The sequence below is a fragment of the Paraburkholderia ribeironis genome, assembly GCF_900019265.1.
Lineage (GTDB): Bacteria > Pseudomonadota > Gammaproteobacteria > Burkholderiales > Burkholderiaceae > Paraburkholderia > Paraburkholderia ribeironis.
In genome coordinates this window covers 1-5,209 of sequence record NZ_CYGX02000033.1, presented here as the reverse complement: position 1 = coordinate 5,209, position 5,209 = coordinate 1, and the positions used below count along the sequence as shown (strand labels likewise).

Genomic DNA, 5,209 nt, shown 5'->3' with positions numbered 1-5,209 from the left:
CACCGGTTATAGGATCAAGCCTTACGGGCAATTAGTATCAGTTAGCTCAACGCATTACTGCGCTTGCACACCTGACCTATCAACGTCCTGGTCTTGAACGACCCTTCAAGGGGCTCGAAGCCCCGGGGATATCTCATCTTAAGGCGAGTTTCCCGCTTAGATGCTTTCAGCGGTTATCTCTTCCGAACATAGCTACCCGGCGATGCCACTGGCGTGACAACCGGTACACCAGAGGTTCGTCCACTCCGGTCCTCTCGTACTAGGAGCAGCCCCCTTCAAATATCCAGCGCCCACGGCAGATAGGGACCAAACTGTCTCACGACGTTTTAAACCCAGCTCACGTACCTCTTTAAATGGCGAACAGCCATACCCTTGGGACCGGCTACAGCCCCAGGATGAGATGAGCCGACATCGAGGTGCCAAACACCGCCGTCGATATGAACTCTTGGGCGGTATCAGCCTGTTATCCCCAGAGTACCTTTTATCCGTTGAGCGATGGCCCTTCCATACAGAACCACCGGATCACTATGACCTGCTTTCGCACCTGGTCGACTTGTCAGTCTCACAGTCAAGCACGCTTATGCCATTGCACTATCAGCACGATTTCCGACCGTACCTAGCGTACCTTCGTACTCCTCCGTTACACTTTGGGAGGAGACCGCCCCAGTCAAACTGCCTACCATGCACTGTCCCCGATCCGGATCACGGAACAGGGTTAGAACCTCAAACAGATCAGGGTGGTATTTCAAGGTCGGCTCCATTGAGACTGGCGTCCCAACTTCACAGCCTCCCACCTATCCTACACAGACCGGTTCAAAGTCCAATGCAAAGCTACAGTAAAGGTTCATGGGGTCTTTCCGTCTAGCCGCGGGGAGATTGCATCATCACAAACACTTCAACTTCGCTGAGTCTCGGGAGGAGACAGTGTGGCCATCGTTACGCCATTCGTGCAGGTCGGAACTTACCCGACAAGGAATTTCGCTACCTTAGGACCGTTATAGTTACGGCCGCCGTTTACCGGGACTTCAATCAGGAGCTTGCACCCCATCATTTAATCTTCCGGCACCGGGCAGGCGTCACACCCTATACGTCCACTTTCGTGTTTGCAGAGTGCTGTGTTTTTATTAAACAGTCGCAGCCACCAGTTTATTGCAACCCCTTCACCCTTCTGGCGCAGGCCAGTCAGGCTACAGGGGCGTACCTTATCCCGAAGTTACGGTACCAGTTTGCCGAGTTCCTTCTCCCGAGTTCTCTCAAGCGCCTTAGAATACTCATCTCGCCCACCTGTGTCGGTTTGCGGTACGGTCACTGTGAAACTGAAGCTTAGAGGCTTTTCCTGGAACCCCTTCCAGTTGCTTCGCTTCCGAAGAAGCTCGCGCCACACCCTTGAGTCCTGTGCCCGGATTTGCCAGGGCACCCTCTTCAATGCAGCGACCGGGACTTCCAACACCCGGACAACCTTCCGCGATCCGTCCCCCCATCGCATTTCACAATGGTGCAGAAATATTAATCTGCTTCCCATCAGCTACGCATTTCTGCCTCGCCTTAGGGGCCGACTCACCCTACGCCGATGAACGTTGCGTAGGAAACCTTGGGCTTACGGCGAGGGGGCCTTTCACCCCCTTTATCGCTACTCATGTCAGCATTCGCACTTCCGATACCTCCAGCACACTTTCCAGTGCACCTTCGCAGGCTTACGGAACGCTCTCCTACCATGCACATCGCTGTGCATCCGCAGCTTCGGTATATGGCTTAGCCCCGTTACATCTTCCGCGCAGGACGACTCGATCAGTGAGCTATTACGCTTTCTTTAAAGGATGGCTGCTTCTAAGCCAACCTCCTGACTGTTTTAGCCTTCCCACTTCGTTTCCCACTTAGCCATATTTGGGGACCTTAGCTGGCGGTCTGGGTTGTTTCCCTCTTGACACCGGACGTTAGCACCCGATGTCTGTCTCCCGTGATTGCACTCTTCGGTATTCGGAGTTTGCTATGGCGTAGTAATCCGCAATGGACCCCACAACCATGACAGTGCTCTACCCCCGAAGGTGATACACGAGGCACTACCTAAATAGTTTTCGGAGAGAACCAGCTATTTCCAGGTTTGTTTAGCCTTTCACCCCTATCCACAGCTCATCCCCTAACTTTTCAACGTTAGTGGGTTCGGACCTCCAGTACGTGTTACCGCACCTTCATCCTGGCCATGGATAGATCACCTGGTTTCGGGTCTACACCCAGCGACTGGACGCCCTGTTCGGACTCGCTTTCGCTACGCCTGCCCTAATCGGTTAAGCTCGCCACTGAATGTAAGTCGCTGACCCATTATACAAAAGGTACGCCGTCACCCCTTGCGAGGCTCCGACTGTTTGTATGCATGCGGTTTCAGGATCTGTTTCACTCCCCTCCCGGGGTTCTTTTCGCCTTTCCCTCACGGTACTGGTTCACTATCGGTCGATCACGAGTATTTAGCCTTGGAGGATGGTCCCCCCATCTTCAGACAGGATTTCACGTGTCCCGCCCTACTTCTCGTACACCCAGTTCTTCCTCGCTGTTTTCGTCTACAGGGCTATCACCTGCTATGGCCGCACTTTCCAGAGCGTTCGACTAACAATGAAGATAAAGAGTACAGGCTGCTCCCATTTCGCTCGCCACTACTCTGGGAATCTCGGTTGATTTCTTTTCCTGCGGTTACTTAGATGTTTCAGTTCACCGCGTTCGCTTCTCATGGCCTATGGATTCAGCCATGGATACCTCATAAGAGGTGGGTTTCCCCATTCGGATATCGGTGGATCAAAGCTCGTTTGCCAGCTCCCCACCGCTTTTCGCAGGCTACCGCGTCCTTCATCGCCTGTGATCGCCAAGGCATCCACCACATGCACTTGTTCGCTTGACCCTATAACGGGTGTGTCTCTGTGTCGACCCGCGTTAGCGCTTTAGCGCTTACGCGGGTCCCATCCCCGAAGGGGACAGGTTCCCGAAGGACTGACCAACACACACGCTACAGGTTGAGTATTCGTGTTGCGCCGTATTCCAAAGCGATCTCTCGATCACTTATAAAATACATCGATACAATCACAACCCTGATTCACCTACTCAGCACCCATCTCCAAGTGCCTTTCGTGAATCTCTTTACTACTTCTTCCTGATTGTTAAAGAACGACAGCCGATATCACAGTCAAACTGTGTACCGCTCTGACTGGCTCAATCGCCAATGCGCAACGCTCTGCTCCTGCAGAACACTGCGCATTGAGGATTGGTGGAGGATGACGGGATCGAACCGACGACCCCCTGCTTGCAAAGCAGGTGCTCTCCCAGCTGAGCTAATCCCCCGGTCGTACACAGACAAGTCCAGACCACGGGCTCCCAGCCTGCACCACAGACAAAGATGGTGGGTCTGGATGGATTCGAACCATCGACCCCCGCCTTATCAAGACGGTGCTCTAACCGACTGAGCTACAGACCCCGGAGCCTGTCTGCGTGACTGTCTTTACCACAGCCGATAAGCGTGAGCACTTGAATGGGTAATGCATGGCTCGGGAAAGGAGGTGATCCAGCCGCACCTTCCGATACGGCTACCTTGTTACGACTTCACCCCAGTCATGAATCCTACCGTGGTGACCGTCCTCCTTGCGGTTAGACTAGCCACTTCTGGTAAAACCCACTCCCATGGTGTGACGGGCGGTGTGTACAAGACCCGGGAACGTATTCACCGCGGCATGCTGATCCGCGATTACTAGCGATTCCAGCTTCACGCACCCGAGTTGCAGAGTGCGATCCGGACTACGATCGGTTTTCTGGGATTGGCTCCCCCTCGCGGGTTGGCGACCCTCTGTTCCGACCATTGTATGACGTGTGAAGCCCTACCCATAAGGGCCATGAGGACTTGACGTCATCCCCACCTTCCTCCGGTTTGTCACCGGCAGTCTCCCTGGAGTGCTCTTGCGTAGCAACTAGGGACAAGGGTTGCGCTCGTTGCGGGACTTAACCCAACATCTCACGACACGAGCTGACGACAGCCATGCAGCACCTGTGTTACGGCTCCCTTTCGGGCACATCCACCTCTCGGCAGACTTCCGTACATGTCAAGGGTAGGTAAGGTTTTTCGCGTTGCATCGAATTAATCCACATCATCCACCGCTTGTGCGGGTCCCCGTCAATTCCTTTGAGTTTTAATCTTGCGACCGTACTCCCCAGGCGGTCAACTTCACGCGTTAGCTACGTTACCAAGCCAATGAAGGCCCGACAACCAGTTGACATCGTTTAGGGCGTGGACTACCAGGGTATCTAATCCTGTTTGCTCCCCACGCTTTCGTGCATGAGCGTCAGTATTGGCCCAGGGGGCTGCCTTCGCCATCGGTATTCCTCCACATCTCTACGCATTTCACTGCTACACGTGGAATTCTACCCCCCTCTGCCATACTCCAGTTTGCCAGTCACAAATGCAGTTCCCAGGTTAAGCCCGGGGATTTCACATCTGTCTTAACGAACCGCCTGCGCACGCTTTACGCCCAGTAATTCCGATTAACGCTCGCACCCTACGTATTACCGCGGCTGCTGGCACGTAGTTAGCCGGTGCTTATTCTTCCGGTACCGTCATCCTCCCACCGTATTAGGGCGGAAGTTTTCTTTCCGGACAAAAGTGCTTTACAACCCGAAGGCCTTCTTCACACACGCGGCATTGCTGGATCAGGCTTGCGCCCATTGTCCAAAATTCCCCACTGCTGCCTCCCGTAGGAGTCTGGGCCGTGTCTCAGTCCCAGTGTGGCTGGTCGTCCTCTCAGACCAGCTACAGATCGTCGCCTTGGTAGGCCTTTACCCCACCAACTAGCTAATCTGCCATCGGCCGCCCCTTGAGCGCGAGGTCCCGAAAGATCCCCCGCTTTCCTCCTCAGAGCGTATGCGGTATTAATCCGGCTTTCGCCGGGCTATCCCCCACTCCAGGACACGTTCCGATGTATTACTCACCCGTTCGCCACTCGCCGCCAGGCCGAAGCCCGCGCTGCCGTCCGACTTGCATGTGTAAGGCATGCCGCCAGCGTTCAATCTGAGCCAGGATCAAACTCTTCAGTTCAAACCTGTTACTGTTTTCGGCTTCTTTCGAAACCGGTCGCTCACTCAACGTACTGACGAAGCGTTCAACCATCTCTCAACGGTCAAACCTTCCTTTCATTACTGTGTGAGGCTTCTGATACTTTTGCCTGACCGCAGACTC

Annotated in this window: 2 tRNA genes and 2 rRNA genes; all 4 read right to left on the bottom strand. The window is 54.3% G+C overall.

The features are described from left to right. Nucleotides 1–10: 10 nt before the first annotated feature. Nucleotides 11–2,890 (bottom strand): 23S ribosomal RNA (locus BN2475_RS15950). 361 nt (nucleotides 2,891–3,251) lie between these two features. Beyond that, a tRNA-Ala gene (locus BN2475_RS15945) sits at nucleotides 3,252–3,327 on the bottom strand. A gap of 56 nt (nucleotides 3,328–3,383) precedes the next feature. Next, nucleotides 3,384–3,460, bottom strand: a tRNA-Ile gene (locus tag BN2475_RS15940). 75 nt (nucleotides 3,461–3,535) lie between these two features. Beyond that, nucleotides 3,536–5,068 (bottom strand): 16S ribosomal RNA (locus tag BN2475_RS15935). Together the 16S and 23S rRNA genes with 2 tRNA genes alongside form the textbook arrangement of a ribosomal RNA operon. Between the last annotated feature and the right edge of the window lie 141 nt (nucleotides 5,069–5,209).